Source organism: Sphingomonas sp., from assembly GCF_026460985.1.
Taxonomy (GTDB): domain Bacteria; phylum Pseudomonadota; class Alphaproteobacteria; order Sphingomonadales; family Sphingomonadaceae; genus Sphingomonas.
Genome location: NZ_JAPKNM010000003.1, coordinates 1 through 21993, shown reverse-complemented (window position 1 = coordinate 21993; position 21993 = coordinate 1). Strand labels below are relative to the sequence as shown.

Here is a 21993-nt window from a genome sequence, read left to right as displayed (position 1 = left end):
TTCTTCTCTTCGTGGCTTCGTGCCTTTGTGTGAGATCATTTTTGACTCACACGAAGACACAAAGGCACGAAGACAGAAAGCCCGATCCTACAGCCAGAGATCGGGATGGTATTCCGGCATCTTGAAATGGTGCAGCGCCATGCCGGCCCATTCGTCCTGGTCGGTTGCGAGCAACGCGGCCTCCGCGTCGCCCCCCGGCGCGCGGCGCTCGCCCGCATCGAGATAGCCGTGCATCAGATCATCGCTGCCGGCGGCCGAATAGTGATCGTCGAGCCCCGCCACGTGCCCGAGCTCGTGCATCACGACGGTGAGCAGGTCGATGCCCGCGGGGCCATTCCCGTCGGTCGCCGCGAATTCCAGATCGTCGAGCGGCGTCGCGTCGAGGAACCAGCCGAAGCCGGCGCCGTCATCGTCGATCCGCACGCCCTTGCTGGTGTGGAGCCCCAGATCGAGCCCGGCGAGCCCGTCGACCGCGAAGTCCGTGCCGCGCATCGCCGCGATCTGCTCGGCGCTCGCGCCCGCATCAACCCAACGCAGGATCGCGGCCTCGACCATGTCGTCGAGCGCGGCCTGGCTGAGCAGGGGGCCGTCGCCGGCCGAGCCGTCCGCCACCGAACCCGCCATCAGCGGCACCGGATTGTCCGGGGTCAGCGCGACACCCGCGCTCGGCGCGGTCGCTCCGGCGGTCTGGGAGACGACGATGTTGGCCGTCGTCGCCACCGGCGTGTTGCCGTTGGCGTTCCAGGTCGCCACCGCATCGTCGTCGAGCCCCGCTCCGCCTTCGACGAAGCCCTGCAGGAAGATGCGGGGATCGGACGAGCCGTCCAGATCCGAGGTGCGCAGCCGCAGCAGGTTGGTGGGACCGCCGGCGAGGACATCGTTGTTGACGATGTTGGCATAGACCTGGGCGGTCTCGCCCGCCGACGAGGAACCGGCGGTGATGTTGATGTCGGCGAGCGCGCCGGTGTTCGAATCGAGGACATTGTTGTCGAGCGTGAGATCGAGCCGCGCATTGCCGAAACGCGCCTGCGCCTCGATCGCCGAGGCGTTGTTGCCGGCGCCCATGGTGACATTGTTGTCGCGCACCTCGACGATCGCGGTGCTGCCCGTATCCTGCGGAAGGATGCGGATGCCCGAGCCGCTCGCATTGGCGATGACGTCGTTGTCGTTGATCCGGCCCTCGATGTCGGCACCGCCAAAGGCCGTGACGTTGATCGCATTGCCGCCGCGGCTCTGCACGGTGTTGCCGATGACGTTGAACGCATATTGCGCGGTGCCGCCGGCATTGAGGTCGATGCCGCTGCCGATGTCGGCTTCGGTGTCGATCAGGTTGTTGACGATGTCGACGCTGACGACCGAATCGTGGTCGCCGATGACCTGGATCGCCTGCGTCCGCAGCCGTACGAAATCGCTGTCGACGATGTCGATGTTGGTGACCGGCGCGCCCGCGGCGCTGCTGAAGCTGCGGAACTGCAGGCCGCCATCGCCATTGGGATTGACCGGACCGCCGCCCAACACCGTCTGGCTGTCGCGGATGGTGACGTTGTCGAGCACCAGGTTGAGGTCGACATCGGTGTTGACGATGTCGAGGCCGTTGGTCTCCGAGAAGGAGATGTCGGTGTTCGAGATCGAAGAATCGCCCGAGAGGTTGCTGAACTCGAGCCCGCTCTCGTGCACGGCGTTGCCGGCCTGGGTGATGCTGCTGTCGCTCATCACGAAGTCGGCGACGTTGATGCCGACCACGCCGCTGTCCGCGGCGCCGTTGATGTCGACATTGTCGAACGACGCGCCGTTCACTCCGCTCAGATAGATCGCCGCGTTCGAATTGCTCACGTCGAGATCGGTCGAGGTGCCGTGGACCAGGTTGGCGTTGGTGAGCGTCATGTCGGCGATGCTCACCTCGGCCGTGTTGATCAGCTCGATGCCGCGCACGCCGATATTCTGGATCGTGCCGCCCGAGCCGTCCGCCCCGGTGCCGGTGACGTGCAGCCCGCCCGCCGAGCCGGTGCCGTTGAGCCGGATGGCATAGGCGCCGCCATCGGCCGAGACGCTCTCGAAGGTAAGGTCGGCGGCGCCGATCGCGGTCCCGCTGACGTTCACGGCGACACCGGTGGTCGAGGTCACGTTGTTGCCCGCCCCCGTGGCGGTCACCGAGCCGCCGCCGCTGGCGTTGAGGCCCGCACCGCTGGTGGTGGTGATGTCGAACCCGCCGCCCAACGCCAACGCACCGCTGTTGCCGGTGAAGTTCACCGCGGTGGCCGCGCCGGTCGAGACGGTGCCGCCGCCGGCGAAGCTGGCGGTGAGCGAGGCGCCGGTGATGTCGATGCCGCCGTCGGCGTGCACGCCGGTGATCGTCGTCGCGCCGGTGACGGTGAAGCTGCCGCCGACCCCCGCCAGGTCGATCGCGCCGCCCGTCGAGGCGGTCGAGGTCGCGCTGTTGAGCGTGACGTCGAGCGTGCCGCCCTGGTCGATATCGACGATCTGGCCGGTGCCCGACTTGCCGACGTCGCTGATCGTCAGGCTGCCGACGCTGCCGCCGCCATCCGCGATGCCCGCGCCGGTGGTGTCGCCGATGTCGAGCCCAGACACGGCATTGTTCTGGGCGAGGTCGACGCCGTTGTTGGTGCCGCCGGTGGTGACGATGGTCGGCCGGCCGGTGCCCTGCTCGATCGTCTCGGCGCCGATCACCAGGTCCTGCCCGCCGCCGACCAAGGTCTGGCCGTCGAGCAGGTTGATGCCGTCGGCCTCGGAATAGGTGCCGGTGCCCTCGCGCAGATAGACGGTGTCGCCGGTGCCGGGACCGTCGGGCGTACCCTGCGCCGCGTTGAACGCCGCGAGCGAAGTGAACGGATCGGCCTGGGTACCGAGATTGGCGCTGCCGACCGCGGCATTGTCGATGAACCAGACCTGGGTGGCAGAGACGTCGATCGTCACCGTCGCGGTGTCGGTCTCGCCCTCGGAATCGGTGAGGGTATAGGTGAAGCTGTCGGCGCCGCTGAAGCCGGCGGGCGGCTCGTAGCTGAACGAGCCGTCGGGATTGACGGTGACCGTGCCCCCGTTCGCCGAAGTCGCGTCGAAGGCAGTGACCGAAGCCTCGCCCGGCCCGGTGCCGACGCCGCCATCGTCGCTGTCGTTGGCGAGCACGCCCTCGCTCGCATCGACGGTGAGGGTGACGTTGCCGGTCACCGCATAGCTATCGTCGGCCGCGTCGGGCGGGAGGTTGTCGGCCTCGCCGGTGATGGTGACGGTGACGTCCTGCGTCGCGGTGCCGCCGTTGCCGTCGTCGATCGTGACGGTGTAGGTCTGGGTGAGCGTCTCGCCTTCGTCGAGGAAGTCGATCGCGCTGTCGTCGACTTCGAAATGCCAGCCGACATTGTCGCCGGCCTGGTTGACGGGATCGAGGCTGAAGGTGCCGAGATAGCCGACGTCCTGGGGCGCGAAGCTGGCGCTGTGCGTGTCGCTGAGATCGAGGTCGTCGAACGCGATCGCGCCGCTGTCCTCGTGCGTGAAGGCGTTCTCGTCCGGATCGTTGTTGGGCAATTCGGTGACCGCGCCCGAGGCGTCGGTGCCGCCCGCGTCGATCGTCGGCGCGTCGTTGGTGCCGGTGACGGTGATGTCGATCGTCGAGGCGGACGTCGCGCCATGCTCGTCGGCGATCGAATAGCTGACGGTCACGACAGCGCTCTCGCCCACTGCGAGATAGTCGAAATCGGTGCCGGGGACGAACTGCACCTGGTTGGCGACCACCGAGGCGCTGCCCTGGCCCGCAGGGGCCGAGGCGGTAGTGACGGTGAGCACCGCGCCATCATCGGCATCGCTGTCATTGGCGAGCACGTCGATCACGACGCCGGCATTCTCGCTCGTCGTCGCGGTGTCGGGGTTGGCGACCGGTCCGTCATTGGTGCCGGTCACGGTGACGTCGATCGTCGAGGCGGATGTGGCGCCATGCTCGTCGGCGATCGAGTAGCTGACCGTGACCACGGCACTGTCGCCCAGCGCGAGATGGTCGAAGTCGGTGCCGGGGTCGAACTGGACCTGGTTGGCGACGACCGAGGCGGTTCCCTGCCCGGCGGGTGCCGAGGCAGCGGTGACGGTGAGCACCGCGCCGTCATCGGCGTCGGTGTCGTTGGCGAGCACGTCGATCAGCACGCTGGCATTCTCGCCGGTCGCGGCGACGTCGGGATTGGCGACCGGGCCGTCATTGGTGCCGGTCACGGTGACCTGGATCGTCGAGGCGGACACGGCGCCATGCTCGTCGGTGATCGAGTAGCTGACCGTCACCACCGCGCTGTCGCCCACCGCGAGATGGTCGAAATCGCTGCCGGGATCGAACTGGACCTGGTTAGCGACCACCGAGGCGCTGCCCTGGCCCGCGGGCGCGGAGGCAGTGGTGACCGTCAGCACCGCGCCATCGTCCACATCGGTGTCGTTGGCGAGCACGTCGATCAGCACGCTCGCATTCTCGCCGGTCGCCGCGGCGTCCGGATTGGCGGCGGGCGCGTCGTTCAGCCCGGTGATGTTGAACGTCAGGCTCGCCGTGTCCGAGGCGCTGCCGTCGGAGACCGTATAGGTGAAGCTGTCCTGCGCGACCTGGCCCTGGGCGAGCGTCTGCGCATTGGCATTGAGCACGTAATTATAGGTGCCGTCGGCGGCGAGCGTCAGCGTGCCATAGGTGCCGTTGAACACGCCGGGGGTGACGCTGAGCGCGTCGCCTTCGAAATCGAAATCGTTGTCGAGCACGCTCGCGGCGCCGCTGCTGTAGGAGACGTCGTCCTCGTCGAGCGCGGCCAGGTCGTTGAACGCGATCGGCGCGTTGTTCGCGGTGAGATCGATGGTGACGTCGGCGAATTGCAGTCGCTCGACCGAGACCAGCAGGTCGCTGCCGTCCGCGCCGGTGCCCGGCCCGCCGGGGCCGTTATGGACCACGCTGGCGAGCGGGCCGAAACTGGAGATCGAATATTCGAACAGCGATCCCGAATAGACCGCGGTATCGGTGCCCGCGCCGCCGTCGATGATGTCGAAGCCCGCGCCTCCGGTCAGCGTATCGTTGCCGATGCCGCCGGAGAGAATGTCGGTGCCGTCGCCGCCCGAGAGAATGTCGTCGCCATTCTCGCCCGACAGCTCGTCGTCCCCGTTGCCGCCGCTCAGCGTGTCGTTGCCGGTGCCTCCCGCGATCTCGTCATTGCCGTCTTCGCCGTAGAGCGTGTCGTTGCCTTCATCGCCCCTGATATCGTCGTTGCCGGTTCCGCCATAGATTGTGTCGTGTCCGCCGCGCCCGAAGAGATGGTCATTGCCACCCAGGCCGTAGATCGTGTCGTCACCGCCGGAGCCGTGGATGGTGTTGTTGCTGTTATTGCCGGTGTAGATAGGCACATCCGTCTCCTTTGGTTGTCACGCAGAACGCAGCCAGTACGCGTCGACAGGCGCACGGAATCACAATTGCAACGTCCGCCCATGGCGGCCCGTGCTTTCCGGAAATATTGCTGTGACTCCAATCCCCTGCCCAATCGCGCCATTCGAAATCTCGAACGAAACTTTGCCCCGCGCGACTCGATCTTATTTCGTATCGGAACACGGGCAGGTTACTCGCCGATGACTTCGAGTCCATAGAAAATGATCTGGACCGAACCGGCTTCGGAACGATCTGATTCGAAGGGAAATATCCGCAGCCCCACCTGCGGCGGTCGCGTGGCTAGCCGCGAAACGCCCAGCGGATCGTGCGCGCGATGCCACCCGTGCCGAGCCGGACCGCGGGCGCGGCGAGGCCGGGCCCCGAAAGTCGGTGCATCCGCCGCGCCCAATCGGGGAGGAGGTCGACCGCGGCCGAGAAGGCGAGCGCCTGGAAGGGCTTCACCGCGAGATTGGGCGCGGGCTGCGACAGGACGAGCCGCGCGACTTCGCGGGTGCGCGCGTCGGCGACGAGCTCCCCGCGCATCGCGGCGATCAGCGCATCGGCCTCGGCCCGGCTGCGCGGGATCGGATCGGCGCCCAGCGCCTCGGCGATCCGGGCGAACTCGGCGAAATAGCGGTCCTGGTCGGCCCGCTTCATGCCGGGCTCGGCGTAGCGGATCCAGGCATCGAGGAAGCTCACCGCCTCGGTGACGTGCACCCAGGCGAGCAGGCGCGGATCGTCGGCGGCATAGGCCGTTCCGTCGGGCAGGACTCCGCGCACGCGGGCATGCACGTCGCGTACCTTCTCGATCGCCGCCTCGGCGTCCTCGCGCGCGGCATAGCTGGTGACCGCGATGAAGCGCGCGGTGCGGCGCAGGCGGCCCAGCATGTCGCCGCGAAAGCTCGAATGATCCCACACGCCCGCCAGCACCGCGGGGTGCAGCATCTGGAGCAGCAAGGCCGCGACGCCGCCGACCATCATCGTGGTGACGTCGCCATGCACGCGCCAGACCACCGATTGCGGCCCGAACAGGCTTTGCTCGGGCCTGCGCTGGACCGGCTTCTCGCCCCTGGCCTGGTCGTTGAACACGGCACGCACCTGCCCGATCAGGGCGGACTTCAGCGTGCGCGCGGCCTGGGCGGTGGGACTCATGATGCGAAGCTAGGGCGAATCGGCACACAACCGCAAACACCCCTCCCTGCCTGCAGGGAAGGGAGAATTAGGTCGTCTCGACACTCAGGGGAGCGAGGCCTTTCAATCCTCCCCCGCCAGGGGGAGGTGGCACGCGCAGCGTGACGGAGGGGGCGGAAGCACTGCGCTCAGTTGCAGAGTGCGCGGCTTACCTCCCCCTCCGACGCCTTCGGCGCCACCTCCCCCTGGCGGGGGAGGATTTGAAGGCGCATCGCAAGCTGGATCGCGCGCCGATGCGAGCGCCTACGCAGACAAATCGCGCCCAATCACGGTCGACAAGCGGACGTTGTGGCGGTGCAACAAGGCGTGGATTGACCAAGTCCTTCTTGCAGTGCAGCAACACCGGCCATGGCTAGCCTGGCGATCGCAAACAATCCCGACATCCGCTTCCTGGGGCGCCTGCTCGGCGACGTGATCAGGGCCTATGGCGGCGAGGAGCTGTTCAAGCGGATCGAATATATCCGCGCGACTTCGGTCGACCGGCATCGCGGCGTCGCCGGGGCGGGAGCGATCGATTCGGGGCTCGATCGGCTGACGCTCGACGAGACGCTCGATTTCGTCCGCGGCTTCATGCTCTTCTCGATGCTCGCCAACCTTGCCGAAGACCGCCAGGGAGTCGAGGCCGAGAGCGATGCCGACATGGCCTCGGCGCTCGCGCGGCTGAAGGAGCATGGCATCGGCCACGACGCGGTGATGGCTTTGCTCGACCATGCGCTCGTCGCCCCGGTGCTCACCGCGCACCCGACCGAGGTGCGGCGCAAGTCGATGATCGACCACAAGAACCGGATCGCCGAGCTGATGGCGCTCAAGGATCTCGGCGTCGACGAGACCGAGGACGGCGACAAGGTCGACGAGGCGATCCTGCGCCAGATCGCCCTGCTCTGGCAGACGCGTGTGCTGCGCCGCGAGAAACTGGGCGTCGCCGACGAGGTCGAGACCGCGCTCTCCTATCTGCGCGACGTGTTCCTGCCGGTGCTTCCCGCGCTCTATGCGCGCTGGGACCGCGCATTGGACGAGCGCGCGCCGAGCTTCCTGCGCGCGGGCAGCTGGATCGGCGGCGACCGCGACGGCAACCCCTTCGTCACCGCGGATTCGATGCAGCTCGCGCTCGCCCGCTCGGCCGAGACGGTGCTCGCTCATTATCTCGACGCCGTCCACGCGCTCGGCGCCGAGCTCTCGATCTCGACCGAGCACACCCAGGTCAGCGACGCCGTGCTCACGCTCGCAGAAGCGAGCCACGACACCGGCCGCAGCCGCGAGGACGAGCCCTATCGCCGCGCGCTCTCGGGCATCTATGCGCGGCTCTCGGCAACGCACGAGAAGTTGACCGGCAAGCGCGCCCCGCGTCCCGCCCCGCTTTCGGGCGAGCCCTATGCCGAGCCCTCCGAGCTGCGCGAGGAGCTCGCCGCGATCGCGCGCGGGCTCGCGGCCGAAGGCGCCGGGCCGCTGGCGAGCGGCGGCGCGCTCGGGCGGCTGATCCGCGCGGTCGAGACCTTCGGCTTCCATCTCGCCACGCTCGACATGCGCCAGAACAGCGCGGTGCATCAGCGCGTGGTCGCCGAACTGCTCGCGGCCGCCGGCGTCTGCGACGATTATGCCGCGCTGGACGAGGCGGCGCGCGTGGCGCTGCTCCGCACCGAGCTGGCGAGCCCGCGGCTGCTCACCAGCCCCTATGCCGATTATTCGGAGGAGACCGCGTCCGAACTCGCGATCGTCCGCGCCGCCGCCGAGGCCCATGCCACCTACGGCCGGCAGTGCATCACCCATTACATCGTCTCGATGGCCCAGTCGGTGTCGGACCTGCTCGAGGTCCATGTACTGCTCAAGGAGGCCGGCCTCTACATTCCCGGCGAGCAGCCCCAGGCGCACATCATGGCGATCCCGCTGTTCGAGACGATCGCCGATCTGGAGGGCGCGCCGGCGATCATGGAGGCCTGGCTGGGCCTCCCCGAAGTCGCGACGATCGCCGCGGCGCGCGGGCACCAGGAAGTGATGATCGGCTATTCGGATTCGAACAAGGACGGCGGCTATCTCACTTCGACCTGGCAGCTCTCGCGCGGGTCGACGGCGCTCAAGCCGGTGTTCGAGAAGGCCGACGTCGCGATGCAATTGTTCCACGGCCGCGGCGGCGCGGTGGGGCGCGGCGGCGGGTCGAGCTTCTCGGCGATCCTCGCCCAGCCGCCGGGGACGGTACAGGGCCGCATCCGCATCACCGAGCAGGGCGAAGTGATCGCCGCCAAATACGGCACCCGGGCGAGCGCGATGACCAATCTCGAGGCGATGGCCTCGGCTACCCTGCTCGCCAGCCTCGAGCCCGAGCAGCTCGCCCCGGCCGATGCGACACGCTTCGCCGCGGCGATGGACGCGCTCTCGGCGACGGCGTTCAAGGCCTATCGCGGGCTGGTCTACGAGACCCAAGGCTTCACCAGCTATTTCCGCCAGGCCACGCCGATCGCCGAGATCGCCGGGCTCAAGATCGGCTCGCGCCCCGCCAGCCGCAAGAAATCGGACGCGATCGAGGATCTGCGCGCCATCCCCTGGGTGTTCAGCTGGGCGCAGGCGCGGGTGATGCTGCCGGGCTGGTACGGCGTCGGCGCGGCGATCGAGGCGTTCGAGGACAAGGGCCTGCTGCGCGAGATGGCCGCGGGCTGGCCGCTCTTCGCCTCGACGCTCGCCAATATGGAGATGGTGCTCGCCAAGTCCGACATGGCGGTGGCGCAGCATTATGCCGCCCTGGTCGAGGACACGGGCCTGCGCGAGGGCATCTTCGGTCGCATCCGCGACGGCTGGAACCGGACGCATGACGGGCTGCTCACCGTCACCCGCCAGACCCGCCTGCTCGAGAAGCATCCGGGGCTCGAGACCTCGATCCGGCTGCGCCTGCCTTATATCGAGCCGCTCAACCTGCTCCAGGTCGAGCTGCTCAAGCGCCACCGCCGCGGCGAGGAGGATGCGCGGATCGGCGAGGGCATCCTGCTCTCGATCAACGCGATCGCGACGGCGCTGCGGAATAGCGGGTGATCTTTATCCTCCCCCGCCAGGGGGAGGTATCAGCCGCAGGCTGACGGAGGGGGAGGACGGCGACTCATTATCGGCGTGATTCCTCCCCCTCCGTCGCCTTCGGCGCCACCTCCCCCTGGCGGGGGAGGATGACAAAGCCGTTCCGCCGCCCGCTCTTCAATCCGCCAAAAACGGCGCCGCCACTTCCGCGGGCACGCGCAGCAGGCGGCCGGTGGCGCGGTCGAGTATCGCCCAGGTCGTCTTGGCCTCGACGCGGACCTTGCCGTCGGCACCGGTGAACTTCATGTGGCGGTCGAAGCGCGCGCCGCGCGGCGGGTCGCGCACCCAGGTCTCGGCGGTCACCGTCTCGCCTTCGGAGACGTTGCCGCGATAATCGATCTCGTGGCGCGTCACGACCCAGATATAGGCGTCGCGGTGCGCGGGCGGCGCGATCGCGTCCCAATGCGCGACCGCGACGTCCTGAATCCACTTCACCCAGACCGCGTTGTTGACGTGGCCGAGTATGTCGATGTCGTCGGGCCCGGCGGTGATCAGGGTGGTGTAGGACGCCATGTGCACGGTCTAGGGTCCGCGCTCGACGCCTACAATGGCCGCGATCGCCCGACGCCCCTCAGTCGGGCAGCGGCCGGTTGCCGACGAAGCCCAGCCGCTCGACGCCCGCGCGCTTGACCACCGCGAGCACGCCGTCGAACCGGTCGTAGCGCGCATCGGGATCGGTATTCATGTGGAGCACGCCCGCGGCGTCGCGCTGCATCGTGGCGAGCAGGCCGGGCAGCTCGGCATCGGCGATCGGACGGCCGTCCCAGAACAATGTGCCCGCGCGGTCGATGGCGAGCTGATAAGGCCGCTCGATCTCGGCGACCGGCCTCGGGGCGCCAGGCAGGTCGACCGGCACCTTGTGCGTGGCCATGGGGATGCTGAGGATCATCACGATCAGCAGCACCAGCATCACGTCGATGAACGGCGTGACGTTGATCGCGCTGAACGGAACCGGCTCGGGGACACGCGCGGCCTTGACCATGACAGCTCTCCTCCTTGTTTATGATGTAACGTATCATGACGGAGCGGGATGTCTACAGTCCTAAACCGTCATCCCGGCGAAAGCCGGGACCTCAGGCGGAGGCGCGATACGGCACGAGATCCCGGCTTTCACCGGGATGACGAAGGGGTCAGCAGCTCTCGTACTTCCAGTTGCGCCTTTTCCCCTCGCGCAGCCATTCGACCGCCTCGGCGACGCGCTTGGCCCTGGTCTCGGGCCTTTTGCCCTCGTCGACCCATTCGCAATATTCGCGGCGGCAGCTCGGCGGGAAGCCTTCGAAGGTGGCGGCGGCCCTGGCATCACCGGCCAGCGCCTCGGCGAGTTCGGCGGGGACCTCGGCCTCGGGCTTGGGCGGCTTCGCCGCACGCGCCGGTTTCTGCCCCGCATCGATCCGCGCCACGGCTTCGCGCACCTGGGCCTCGAAGACCTCGGCCGCAGGCAGGTCGTCGAGCGATTCGATCCGGCCATATTGGCCCATCGCCTCGCCTTCCTTCCCCGTCGCCATCGCGTCGCGATACCAGAAGCCGAAGGTCGCGTGCGCCTTGAACGCCGCCATATGGGCGAGCGGTCGCCCCATGTAGGTGAAGGCCGGCATCGACCATTTGATCGATTCCTCGACCTCGGGGCAGGCGGCGTGCACGCGCTCGCGGATCCAACCGAGGATCAGCTGGGCGAACGCCGCCCTGGCGGCAATATAGCTGTCGACGCGCGAGTCCTGCGGCATCGTCCCCTCCTTGGTCGCGGGGTCATGCTGGTTCGGCCCCGGCGCCGGGTCAAGTTCCAGGCTCAGGGAGCGGGGATTCTGAATCCTCCCCCGCCAGGGGGAGGTGGCGCCGAAGGCGTCGGAGGGGGAGGTAAGCAGCGCCCTCCCCAACTGCGCGCAGTGCTTCCGCCCCCTCCGTCACGCTGTGCGTGCCACCTCCCCCTGGCGGGGGAGGATTGGGATGTCGGACGGCTTGGGGGTCAGGGCGCGAGCGCGGTGTCGTCGCCGTCGTCGAGCTCCTCGTCGAGATCCTCTTCGTCGATATCCTCGTCGTCGAGATCGGCCTGGATCTCGTCCTCGCGTATGTCGTCGTCGTCCTGATCGGTATCGTCGTCTTCCTCGCCGAGCTCGTCGTCGATCATGCGGAGGTCGTCATTGTCGTCGTCGCCATCGTCGCCCAGGTCGATCGGGATGTCGGTCAGGACGTTGCCGTCGCTGGGGGCGTCGTTGGTCGCCTCGATGATCTCGGCACGCTGGCTCTCGTCATAGCCGTCCTCGTCGAAGCCGTCGCCGTTGGGGCCCTGTGCCGGAACCTGATGACCACCCATCGCCTGTCCTCTTTCGCTCTGGAGGGCGAAACATCCCCCCGTCCGATGTGCGAACGGAAATCGAGGCATTTCCGTTCCGTGGACGGTGCCCGTCGCGTTCAGCTCGGGCGGAAAAGCCGGCCCTTTTCCGCGATCGCGACCGCGACGAAGGCGAGCACGCCCACCGCGACGAAGCCGGTGTAGAGCGGCACGGTGGTGCCGTCGAACGACTGGCCGATCTGCGCGCCGATCACCGCCCCACCCATCGTCGAGACGAAGCCCTGCAGGCTCGACGCGGTGCCGGCGATCTCGCCCATCCGCTCCATCGCCATCGCCGAGAAGTTGGAGGTGGCGAGGCCGAAGCTCGCCATCATCAGCGCCTGGAGGATCGCGAAGCTCCACAGCGTCTCATGCCCCGAAAAGGCGATAGCGAGGTGGAGGCCCGCGAACAGGATCAGCGCCGAGAGCGCGGTGTGCGAGATGCGTCGCGTGCCGATCCGCATCACGATCCGCGAGTTGAGGAACGATCCGACCGCCATCGTGCCGGCCACCGCGGCGAACACGAGGGTGAGCAGTTCGGGCCGGCCGAACACGTCCGCCATGATCTGCTGCACCGAGCCGATGAACCCGAACAGCCCGCCCGAGAGCAGGGCGGCGGCGATCGTATAGCCCACCGCATAGCGATCGCGCAGCACCAGCCCATAATCGGCGACGATCCGCGCCGGGCGCAAGGACTGGCGCGAATCCGCGCTCAGCGTCTCGGGCATGCGCAGCCAGAACCAGGCCACCACCAGCGCCGAGACGCCGCCGACGCCCCAGAAGATCATCCGCCACGATCCCCCCGCGGCGAGCACGCCCTGGCCGAAGGCGGGGGCGAAGACCGGCGCCGCCATGAAGACGATGAAGGCGAGGCTCATCACCCGCGCCATCGCCCGCCCGGCGAAGCAGTCGCGCACCAGCGCCACCGTCACCACGCGCGCGCCCGCCGCCGACGCGCCCATCGCCGCGCGCGCGATCAGCAGCAGCTCGAAGCTCCCCGAGATCGCCGCGAGTGCGCTGGTGAGCACGTAGGAGACCAAAGCGATCACCAGCACCGGCCGCCGCCCGAACCGATCCGACAGCGGCCCGTAGACGAGCTGCGCGAAGGCGAAGCCCAACAGGAAGGCGGTGATCACGAACTGGCGATGGTTGGGCTCGGCCACGTCGAGGCTGTCGCCGATCGCGGGCAGTGCCGGCAGCATCGAATCGATGCCGAGCGCGGTGAGCGCCATCATCGAGGCGATCAGCGTCACGAACTCGCCGAACCGAAGCGGCGCGCGATTGGCGGATTCGGTGGAGAGATGTGGCTGGGACATGGCCATGCCCATGGCGGATCGGCGCGCGGGCGTCACCCCCTTGGTTGACGGTACGGCGGGTGCGGCCTAGTGTATTGCATACGTAATACGCTACGGAGACCTGCGATGCACCGTGCGGCCTTGCTGCTGACTCTTCTCCCCCTCGCCGCCTGCGACGGATCGGGGACGGGCACGAACATCTCGATCAACGCCCAGTCCGAGGGCGGCAATTCGAGCATCTCGACCGATGCCAACGGCCAGATGGCGATCAGGGCGCCAGGCTTCGAAGGCGCGATCAAGCTCCCCCAAATCCAGGTCGACGCCGAGGATTTCGACGTCAACGGCGTCAAGCTCTACCCCAATTCCCGGATCGAGGGACTCAATGTCGATGCCAAGGACGGGGCCGGCGACAAGGACAAGGGCAAGGTCCGCATCGCCTTCCAGAGCCCCGCCGCGGTGCCCGCGGTGCAGGGCTGGTTCCGCGACAAGATGACCGCGCGCGGCTTCAAGGTCGAGGCCGACGGCACCGGACTCAAGGGCACCACCGACGAGGGCGAACCCTTCCGCCTCCAGCTGAGCGCCGATGGCGACCGGAAGACCAAGGGCCGTCTCGAGGTCGGCAACAAATAGCGGCGGCGACACGCTTGTTCGGCGGCGGCTTGCGGGTCTAACTGGAGTCTACACTCGGAGACTCGCATGCTCGATACCCTCGCTGAGATCCCGGCGCTCTCGCTCGCCGATCAGCAAACCGATCCGGACGGCTTCGCCCAGCAGTTCGGCCAGTCCTTCCAGCGCTTCGGCTTCGCCGTGGTGCGCGATCACGGCATCCCGCAGGCACTGATCGACCGCGCCTGGGCGACGACCAAGGCGTTCTTCGACCTGCCCGAGGCGGAGAAGCGCAGCTATTTCGTCGAGGGCGGCGGCGGCGCGCGCGGCTACACGCCGTTCAAGACCGAGATCGCCAAGGGCGCGACGCATGTCGACCTCAAGGAGTTCTGGCATGTCGGCCGCGAGCTGGCGCGCGGCCACCGCTTCGCCGAACAGATGCCGGCGAACATCTGGCCCGATCGCCCCGAGGGCTTCCGCGAGACCTTCCTCGAACTGTTCCAGGCGTTCGACGATGCCGGCGACAAACTGCTCTCGGCGATCGCGCGCTATCTGGGGCTGGCGCCGAACTGGTTCGACCCGGCGGTCAGGGACGGCAATTCGGTGCTGCGCCTGCTCCATTACCCGCCGGTCCCCGCCGACGCGCCCGAGGTCCGCGCCGGGGCGCATGAGGACATCAACCTGATCACCCTGCTGCTCGGCGCCGAGGAAGCCGGGCTCGAGCTGCTCGACCGCGACGGCAAGTGGCTGCCGGTCAAGCCTCCGCAAGGCGCGATGGTGGTCAATGTCGGCGACATGCTCCAGCGGCTGACCAACCATGTCCTGCCTTCGACCACGCACCGCGTGGTCAATCCGCCACCCGAGCGCCGTGGCCATGCGCGCTATTCGATGCCCTTCTTCCTGCATCCCGCGCCCGATTTCCTGATCGAGACGCTGCCCGGCTGCATCAGCGCCGAACGGCCCAACCGCTATCCCGAGCCGATCAGCTCGCACGATTATCTCCACGAGCGGCTCGTCGAGATCGGGCTGATCAAGAAATAGAAAATCTAGTTCCCCTCCCTGCAAGGGAGGGGCTAGGGGTGGGTCAGCGGCGGACGGGGCTCGATGCCCCGGCCGCCGCTTCCACAATCGAGGACTACATGACCGAACCGCTCCGCATCGCACTCGCAGGCCTGGGAACCGTGGGCGCGGGCGTGATTCGCCTCCTCGATGCCAATGGCGAGCTGATCGCGCGGCGCGCGGGGCGGCCGATCGAGGTCGTGGCGGTCTCGGCGCGCGAGCGCAGCAAGGATCGCGGCGTCGACATCTCGCGCTTCGACTGGATCGACGATCCCGCCGAGCTGGCGCGGCATCCGCAGGCGGATGTGGTTGTCGAACTGGTCGGCGGATCGGACGGACCGGCGCTCGCGCTCGCCCGCGCGACGCTCGCCGCCGGCAAGAGCCTGGTCACCGCCAACAAGGCGATGATCGCGCATCATGGGCTCGAGCTCGCGCGCGCCGCCGAGGCCGCGAACCTCGCGCTCAAGTTCGAAGCCGCGGTCGCGGGCGGCGTGCCGGTGATCAAGGGGCTGCGCGAAGGCGCCGCGGCGAACGTGATCGGGCGCGTCTACGGCATCCTCAACGGCACCTGCAATTTCATCCTCTCCAAGATGGAGGCCGAGGGCCGCGACTTCGCCGAGATCCTGAGCGAGGCGCAGGCATTGGGCTATGCCGAGGCCGATCCCAGCTTCGACATCGACGGCGTCGATGCCGCGCACAAGCTCTCGATCCTCGCCAGCGTCGCCTTCGGCGCGCAGCCCGCGTTCGATGACGTCGCGATCACCGGCGTGCGCCACGTTATGGCCGCCGACATCGCCGAGGCCGCGGCGCTCGGCTATCGCGTACGCCTGCTCGGCGTCGCCGATGCCGGGCCGCATGGGCTGTTCCAGCGTGTCCATCCGCACCTCGTGCCCTTGAGCCACCCGCTCTCGCACGTCGTCGGCTCGACCAACGCGGTGGTCGCCGAGGGCAATTTCGTCGGACGCCTGCTGTTCCAGGGCGCCGGCGCGGGCGACGGCCCGACCGCGAGCGCCGTGGTCGCCGACCTGATCGACATCGCCCGCGGCGAGTTCGGCCCGCCCTACGCCATGCCCGCCGACGCGCTGGCCGCGCAGCATGCCGCCGACAGCGGCGAGCGCCGCGCGCGCGCCTATGTGCGGCTGACCGTGGCCGACAAGGTCGGCGTGCTCGCCGAGATCGCCGCGGCGATGCGCGACGCGGGCGTCTCGATCGAGAGCCTGATCCAGCGCGGCGCCAATCCCGACGGCAGCGTGCTCGTCGCGATCGTCACGCACGAGGGGCCCGAGCGCAGCGTCGCCCAGGCGCTCGACAAGCTGCGCGGCTCGCAGAGCCTCGTCGGCGAACCGATGTGGATGCACATCCTCGGCGAATAGGCCGAAACCAAAAACCTGCCGTCACCCCCGCGAAAGCGGGGGCCCATCTCCCGCATTGGCCACGAACGCACCGGCGCTTTGCGCTGCCCGCACACGAGATGGGTCCCCGCTTTCGCGGGGATGACGAAGAAAAGGTTGCGACGAAGCGAGGCTGCCGCACGGCTGTGGCGGAGATGCGATGCGCCTGACAGCGCTAGCAGCCTCGACAGTGCAATATGCACCGCCTATCGCCGCGGGAGTTCTGCAAGGGGATTACCAGCCGATGCCGACCGCCAGCCATATTCTCGACCGTGTCCTCGTGCTCGAAATGGTGCGCGTCACCGAAGCCGCGGCGATCGCCGCGTCGAGCCTGGTCGGGCGCGGCGACGAGAAGGCGGCGGACCATGCCGCGGTCGAGGCGATGCGCGAGGCGCTCAACAGGCTCTATCTCGACGGCACCGTCGTGATCGGCGAAGGCGAGCGCGACGAGGCGCCGATGCTCTATATCGGCGAGAAGGTCGGCGCCGCGCAGGGCAAGGGGCCGAAGATCGACATCGCGCTCGATCCGCTCGAAGGCACGACGATCTGCGCCAAGGCCGGCCCCAACGCGTTGGCGGTGCTCGCGGTGGCCGAGGAGGGCTGCCTGCTCAACGCGCCCGACGTCTATATGGACAAGATCGCGGTCGGTCCCGGCTATCCCGAAGGCGTGATCGACCTCGCCAGGTCGCCGACCGAGAACGTCAAGGCGATCGCCGCGGCCAAGGGCGTCGCGCCGCACGAGATCATCGCCTGCGTGCTCGATCGCCCGCGCCACGAGAAACTGATCGCCGAGCTCCGATCGATCGGCTGCGGCGTGGTGCTGATCGGCGACGGCGACGTGGCCGGCGTGATCGCCACCACCGATCCGGACACGACGATCGACGTCTATATGGGATCGGGCGGCGCGCCCGAGGGCGTGCTCGCCTGCGCGGCGCTGCGCTGCGTCGGCGGCCAGTTCAAGGGCCGGCTGCTCTTCCGCAACGACGACGAACGCGCCCGCGCGCGCAAATGGGGGATCGAGGATCTCGACATGATCTACGACCTCACCGACCTCGCCAAGGGCGACTGCATCTTCGCCGCGACGGGCGTGACCGACGGCTCGCTGCTCGAGGGCGTCAAGCGCGTCCGCGGCAAGATGACCACCGAGAGCGTGGTGATGCGCGCCAGCTCGGGCACGGTGCGCTGGGTCAAGGGCGAGCATCGGCTCGACTGACCCGGACGTCTCTGCGACCAACGTCGGCCCGCGCCGATTGACAGCTGCGCGGGGCGCTTCTCTAGTCCGGTCAGAACCGGACGGGGATCAAGATGAACAAGCTGATGATCGTGCTCGCGGCGGGCGTCGCCGCGCTTCCGATGGCGGCGGCCGCGCGCCGGCAAGCGGCGCCCGTGAGCGCGCCGGCGGAATCGCCCTTCACCTTCGAGGAGGTGATGGTGCCGATGCGCGACGGTGCGAAGCTGCAGACCGTGATCTGGCGGCCCAAGGGCAAGACCGGCAAGCTGCCGATCCTGCTCCAGCGCACCCCTTACGGTGTTCCCGACGGCGCACCGCCCAGGATGCCGAACTCGATCCGCTTCCTGGAGGAGGACGGCTACATCATCGTCTTCCAGAACATGCGCGGCCAGTTCAAGTCGGACGGCGACTTCACCATGTCGATGGCGCTCGACGCCAAGGGCAAGAAGGGCGTCGACGAAGCGACCGACGCATACGACACCGTCGACTGGCTGGTGAGGAACGTCGCCGGCAACAACGGCAAGGTCGGCATGTGGGGCGTCTCCTATCCCGGCTATGCCTCGGCGGTGGCGCTCGCCCGGCCGCACCCCGCGCTCAAGGCGGTGAGCCCGCAGGCGGCGTGGAACGACTGGTGGATCAACGACGATCTCCACCGCTACGGCGCGGCGCGGCTCTCCTATGCCACCGACTGGCTGTTCAGCCTCCAGAACAACGACCAGGGCACGGATTTCGACTATGGCGGCAAGGCGCCGGTCGACACGTACGCGTGGTTCCTCAAGCTCGGCCCGGTCGCCAATCTCGACAGGCTCTACTTCAAGGGCAGCGTCCCGCAATTCACGGCGATGATCGAGCATCCCGACTACGACGATTTCTGGAAGCGCCAGCGCTGGACCGAGAAATTGGGCCGCACCACGGTGCCGACGCTCCACGTCGCCGGCTTCTGGGACCAGGAGGATCCGCTCGGCACGTGGAAGATCTACGAGAAGATGGAGGCGCAGGACCCAGACGGCCTCAACCTGATCGTCGCGGGCCCCTGGGCGCACGGCACCTGGCACTCGATGGGCGTGGACGTCGGCTATATCAAGCACGGCAAGGAGAGCGGCACCGAGTTCATGCGCGACATCGAGGCGCCGTTCTTCGCTTATTGGCTGCACGGCAAGGGCGCGAAGCCGACGGGCGAGGCACGGATGTTCCAGAGCGGCTCCTGGGAGTGGAAGACCTATTCCAAATGGCCGGCCCCCGGCGCGACGCTGACCAACCTCTACCTCCAGAGCGACGGCACGCTCTCCTTCACCCCGCCCGCCGACGCCGCCCAGTGCCGCGAATATGTCTCAGACCCCGCCAATCCGGTGCCGTTCCGCGAGCGCCCGATCTCGCGCACCTATCCCTCGCAGGAATGGCGCTGGTGGGAGGCGGCGGACCAGCGCTTCGTCGATCACCGGCCCGACGTGCTCAGCTATGTCAGCGCGCCGCTCGAGGCCGACCTGACCGTCACCGGCGAAGTCGCGGCGAAGCTGATGGCCTCGACCTCGGGCACCGACAGCGACTTCGTGGTCAAGCTGATCGACGTGCTGCCCGACGATTACGAGCCCGCGCGGCAGGGACAGCTCGGCGAATATCCGCGCACGCTCAACGGCTATCAGTTCCCGATCGCGATGGAGGTCCGCCGCGGCCGCTATCTCGAGAGCTTCGAGAAGGCGACGCCGCTCGTGCCGAACAAGGTGGTGGCCTGGGACGTGCCGCTGCGTGCCCATGACCATGTCTTCAAGAAGGGCCACCGGATCATGGTCCAGGTCCAGTCGAGCTGGTTCCCGGTGATCGACCGCAACCCGCAGAAGTTCGTCCCCAACATCTACAAGGCGGCGCCCGAGGATTTCGTGAAAGCCACCCAGCGCGTGTGCGGCGGCTCGCTGGTGACGCTGCCGGTGGTCAGATAGCCATTCGCATGCGATGCGCCCCCGCGCCGTAGGACGGGTCCATGGCGTGGGGGACATAGACGAAGCCCTGCGCGGCCCAGAAGCGGTCGGCGCCGCCTATGGCCATCAGCGTGATGTCGGCGAAGCCGAGCGCGCGGGCGCGATCCATCACGAAATCCAGCACCGCCTTGCCCGCACCCGTCCCGCGCGCCGAGGGCAGCAAGGCGATGTCGTGGAGATAGTAGGTGTCCGCTTGGGGAGGGATGGCGCCGAGCAATGCCCCCAGCTTCGGCGATTCGTCGCGGTGCCAGGGATGGGTGATCAGATAGCCGGCAACCTCGCCGTCCTGCTCCAGCACGCGGCATCCGGACGGATATAGTGCCAGCCGCTCGGCATAGACCGCTACCGGTTCGGTGAAACGCCCGTGCACTGCGTCCGAGATCGTCGCAACCGCCGCGAGATCGGTCTCGCGCATCGGCCGCCAGACCGCGGGACGGGCTTCAGGTGCGGACACGCAGACGAAGCCGCGACATCATTGCGAGGATGTTCTCCGATGGCCGCTGGAGCGCCTCGGCGATGTCCACGACGGATCCGCCCGTCTCCAGGCGGCTCCGCAACTCGGTGATGTCGGTCTGGGTCCAGCGCTGAAATGTGGTCATGCCGTGTTCCGTAGCACGATGCCGCGCAATCCCGGCCTAGTTCTTCAGCCGATACCCTGTCCTGAAGATCGCGACGATCAGCCCAAGGCACAGCACCAGGAAGAACCCCGTCACGCCGAGGCTCCAGCCCACGCTGACGTCGCCGCTGCCGAAGAAGCTCCAGCGGAAGCCGCTGACCAGGTACACCACCGGGTTGAACAGGCTCACCGTCCGCCACGGCTCGGGGAGCATGTCGATCGAGTAGAAGGCGCCGCCGAGGAAGGTCAAAGGCGTCACCAGCAGCGCCGGCACGACGTTCAGTTGCTCGAAGCCCTTGGCCCAGATGCCGATGATGAAGCCGAACATGCTGAAGGTGACCGAGGTCAGCACCAGGAACGCCAGCATCGCCGCGGGGTGATCGATCCGCAGCGGCACGAAGAAGGCCGAGGTGATCAGGATGATCAGCCCGATCACGATCGACTTGGTCGCCGCTGCGCCGACGAAGCCGATCACCATCTCCACCGCCGAGATCGGCGCCGAGAGCAGTTCGAACACCGTGCCGGTGAACTTGGGGAAATAGATGCCGATCGAGGCATTGGCGATGCTCTGCGTCAGCAGCGACAGCATGATCAGCCCCGGCACGAGGAAGCTGCCGTAGTTCACGTCGCCGATCGACTGGATCTTGCTGCCGATCGCACCGCCGAAGACGATGAAATAGAGCGAGGTGGTGATCACCGGCGTCGCGACGCTCTGCCAGAGCGTGCGCATCGTGCGCGCCATCTCGAACCGGTAGATCGCCCAGATGCCGTGGAAATTGACGCCGGTCATGCCACGGCTCCTTCGTGCGACTCTTGCTTGTGCTCGACCAGGTCGACGAAGATGTCCTCGAGGCTCGACTTGGAGGTGTCGAGGTCCTTGAAGCCGATCCCCAGCTCGCCGAGTTTCCGCAGCAGCGACGGGATGCCGGTGCGCTCCGCCTGCGCGTCGAACACGTAGCGCAGGCAATGGCCCTCGTCCTCGAGGCTGAGATGCCATTCGTCGAGCTCGGCGGGGATCGCGGTCATCGGCTCGACCAAAGCGATGTCCATCTCGCGCTTGCCGAGCTTCTTCATCAGCGCGGCCTTTTCCTCGACCAGCAGCAATTGCCCCTTGTTGATCACCCCCACCCGGTCGGCCATCTCCTCGGCCTCTTCGATATAATGGGTGGTCAGGATGATCGTCGTGCCGCGCTCGCGCAGCTTGCCGATCATCTTCCACATGTCGCGGCGGAGCGAGACGTCGACGCCGGCGGTGGGCTCGTCGAGGAAGAGGATGTCGGGCTGGTGGCTGAGTGCCTTGGCGATCATCACGCGGCGCTTCATGCCGCCGGACAATTCCATGATCTTGGCGTCGCGCTTGTCCCAGAGCGACAGGTCCTTGAGCACTTGGTCGAGATGCGCCTGATCGGGCTTCTTGCCGAACAGCCCGCGCGAGAAGCGCAAGGTCGAGCCGACGGTGGAGAACATGTCGACCGCGATCTCCTGCGGCACCAGCCCGATCCGCGAGCGCGCCTCGCGCGGCTGGCGGATCGCGTCGTGCCCGTCGACCAGGATCGTCCCCGTGCTCGGCGTGACGATCCCGCAGATGATGCTGATCAGCGTGGTCTTGCCCGCGCCGTTGGGGCCGAGCAAAGCGAAGATCTCGCCGCGGCGGATATCCAGATCGACATGGTCGAGCGCCTTTTGGCCCGACCCATAGGTCTTGCTGACCTGCGAAACCGACAAGATGGATTGCATTCGGGATGGCCCCCAGAACGAAACGGAGCCGTTACGTAGGGTCGGGGGTGGGATAGGACAAGCGCGGCGCGAAAAGATCCTCCCCCACAAGGGGGAGGTGTCGCCGAAGG

Annotated in this window: 17 protein-coding genes; 6 read left to right on the top strand and 11 right to left on the bottom strand. The window is 67.8% G+C overall.

The annotated features are described in order from the left end of the window. Positions 1 to 87: 87 nt before the first annotated feature. Complete coding sequence (locus MT490_RS01740) at positions 88 to 5373, bottom strand: Ig-like domain-containing protein (RefSeq protein ID WP_297383725.1); 5286 nt, start codon at positions 5371 to 5373, stop codon at positions 88 to 90. 319 nt (positions 5374 to 5692) lie between these two features. Next, positions 5693 to 6544 carry an oxygenase MpaB family protein gene (locus tag MT490_RS01735; protein WP_297383724.1) on the bottom strand — a complete coding sequence of 284 codons (852 nt, stop codon included), beginning with the start codon at positions 6542 to 6544 and terminating at the stop codon, positions 5693 to 5695. Positions 6545 to 6931: 387 nt separating this feature from the next. On the opposite strand from MT490_RS01735, the gene ppc reads away from it, so the two are divergent. Continuing rightward, positions 6932 to 9604 carry a phosphoenolpyruvate carboxylase gene (gene ppc / locus MT490_RS01730; RefSeq protein WP_297383722.1) on the top strand — a complete coding sequence of 891 codons (2673 nt, stop codon included), beginning with the start codon at positions 6932 to 6934 and terminating at the stop codon, positions 9602 to 9604. Positions 9605 to 9760: 156 nt separating this feature from the next. Here ppc and MT490_RS01725 read toward each other — a convergent pair whose 3' ends face one another. The 5 genes from MT490_RS01725 to MT490_RS01705 form a co-directional block, all read right to left on the bottom strand. Then, positions 9761 to 10156, bottom strand: a complete 396-nt coding sequence (locus MT490_RS01725) for an acyl-CoA thioesterase (RefSeq protein ID WP_297383721.1) — start codon at positions 10154 to 10156, stop codon at positions 9761 to 9763. Between the two features lie 58 nt (positions 10157 to 10214). After that, a complete protein-coding gene (locus MT490_RS01720; RefSeq protein WP_297383720.1) occupies positions 10215 to 10625 on the bottom strand; it encodes a biopolymer transporter ExbD in 411 nt (136 codons plus the stop codon). Positions 10626 to 10773: 148 nt separating this feature from the next. Beyond that, positions 10774 to 11367, bottom strand: coding sequence for a YdeI/OmpD-associated family protein (locus MT490_RS01715; RefSeq protein WP_297383718.1), 594 nt, complete (start codon positions 11365 to 11367; stop codon positions 10774 to 10776). A 239-nt stretch (positions 11368 to 11606) separates the two neighbouring features. Further along, positions 11607 to 11954, bottom strand: coding sequence for a DNA primase (locus tag MT490_RS01710; protein WP_297383716.1), 348 nt, complete (start codon positions 11952 to 11954; stop codon positions 11607 to 11609). A gap of 98 nt (positions 11955 to 12052) precedes the next feature. Then, positions 12053 to 13288: a multidrug effflux MFS transporter gene (locus tag MT490_RS01705; protein WP_297383714.1), complete on the bottom strand. Its 1236-nt coding sequence runs from the start codon at positions 13286 to 13288 to the stop codon at positions 12053 to 12055. Between the two features lie 105 nt (positions 13289 to 13393). Between MT490_RS01705 and MT490_RS01700 the strand changes: the two genes are divergently transcribed. The 5 genes from MT490_RS01700 (at position 13394) to MT490_RS01680 (ending at position 19491) form a co-directional block, all read left to right on the top strand. Further along, positions 13394 to 13897, top strand: coding sequence for a hypothetical protein (locus tag MT490_RS01700; RefSeq protein ID WP_297383712.1), 504 nt, complete (start codon positions 13394 to 13396; stop codon positions 13895 to 13897). A 66-nt stretch (positions 13898 to 13963) separates the two neighbouring features. Then, entirely contained in the window at positions 13964 to 14914 is a 951-nt protein-coding gene (locus tag MT490_RS01695) for a 2-oxoglutarate and iron-dependent oxygenase domain-containing protein (RefSeq protein WP_297383710.1), read from the top strand. A gap of 98 nt (positions 14915 to 15012) precedes the next feature. After that, positions 15013 to 16305 carry a homoserine dehydrogenase gene (locus MT490_RS01690; RefSeq protein ID WP_297383708.1) on the top strand — a complete coding sequence of 431 codons (1293 nt, stop codon included), beginning with the start codon at positions 15013 to 15015 and terminating at the stop codon, positions 16303 to 16305. 262 nt (positions 16306 to 16567) lie between these two features. After that, positions 16568 to 17536, top strand: a complete 969-nt coding sequence (gene glpX / locus MT490_RS01685; RefSeq protein ID WP_297383707.1) for a class II fructose-bisphosphatase — start codon at positions 16568 to 16570, stop codon at positions 17534 to 17536. Between the two features lie 92 nt (positions 17537 to 17628). Next, positions 17629 to 19491, top strand: a complete 1863-nt coding sequence (locus tag MT490_RS01680) for a CocE/NonD family hydrolase (protein WP_297383705.1) — start codon at positions 17629 to 17631, stop codon at positions 19489 to 19491. Here the strand turns inward: MT490_RS01680 and MT490_RS01675 are convergent. Genes MT490_RS01675 through MT490_RS01660 form a run of 4 tightly spaced genes read right to left on the bottom strand, consistent with a single transcriptional unit; the run spans position 19484 to position 21883 of the window. Continuing rightward, on the bottom strand, positions 19484 to 19984 hold the full coding sequence (locus tag MT490_RS01675) for a GNAT family N-acetyltransferase (RefSeq protein ID WP_297383703.1): 501 nt from the start codon (positions 19982 to 19984) through the stop codon (positions 19484 to 19486). The genes MT490_RS01680 and MT490_RS01675 overlap by 8 nt on opposite strands. After that, positions 19971 to 20129 (bottom strand): hypothetical protein, encoded by a 159-nt coding sequence (locus MT490_RS01670; RefSeq protein WP_297383702.1) that lies wholly within the window; start codon positions 20127 to 20129, stop codon positions 19971 to 19973. The genes MT490_RS01675 and MT490_RS01670 overlap by 14 nt, the downstream gene beginning before the upstream one ends. Before the next feature lie 36 nt (positions 20130 to 20165). Then, complete coding sequence (locus tag MT490_RS01665) at positions 20166 to 20936, bottom strand: ABC transporter permease (protein ID WP_297383701.1); 771 nt, start codon at positions 20934 to 20936, stop codon at positions 20166 to 20168. Beyond that, the gene (locus MT490_RS01660) at positions 20933 to 21883 is read right to left on the bottom strand and encodes an ABC transporter ATP-binding protein (protein ID WP_297383700.1); all 951 of its coding nucleotides are present in this window, start codon (positions 21881 to 21883) and stop codon (positions 20933 to 20935) included. Before MT490_RS01660 ends, MT490_RS01665 begins: the two co-directional genes overlap by 4 nt. Positions 21884 to 21993 lie beyond the last annotated feature (110 nt).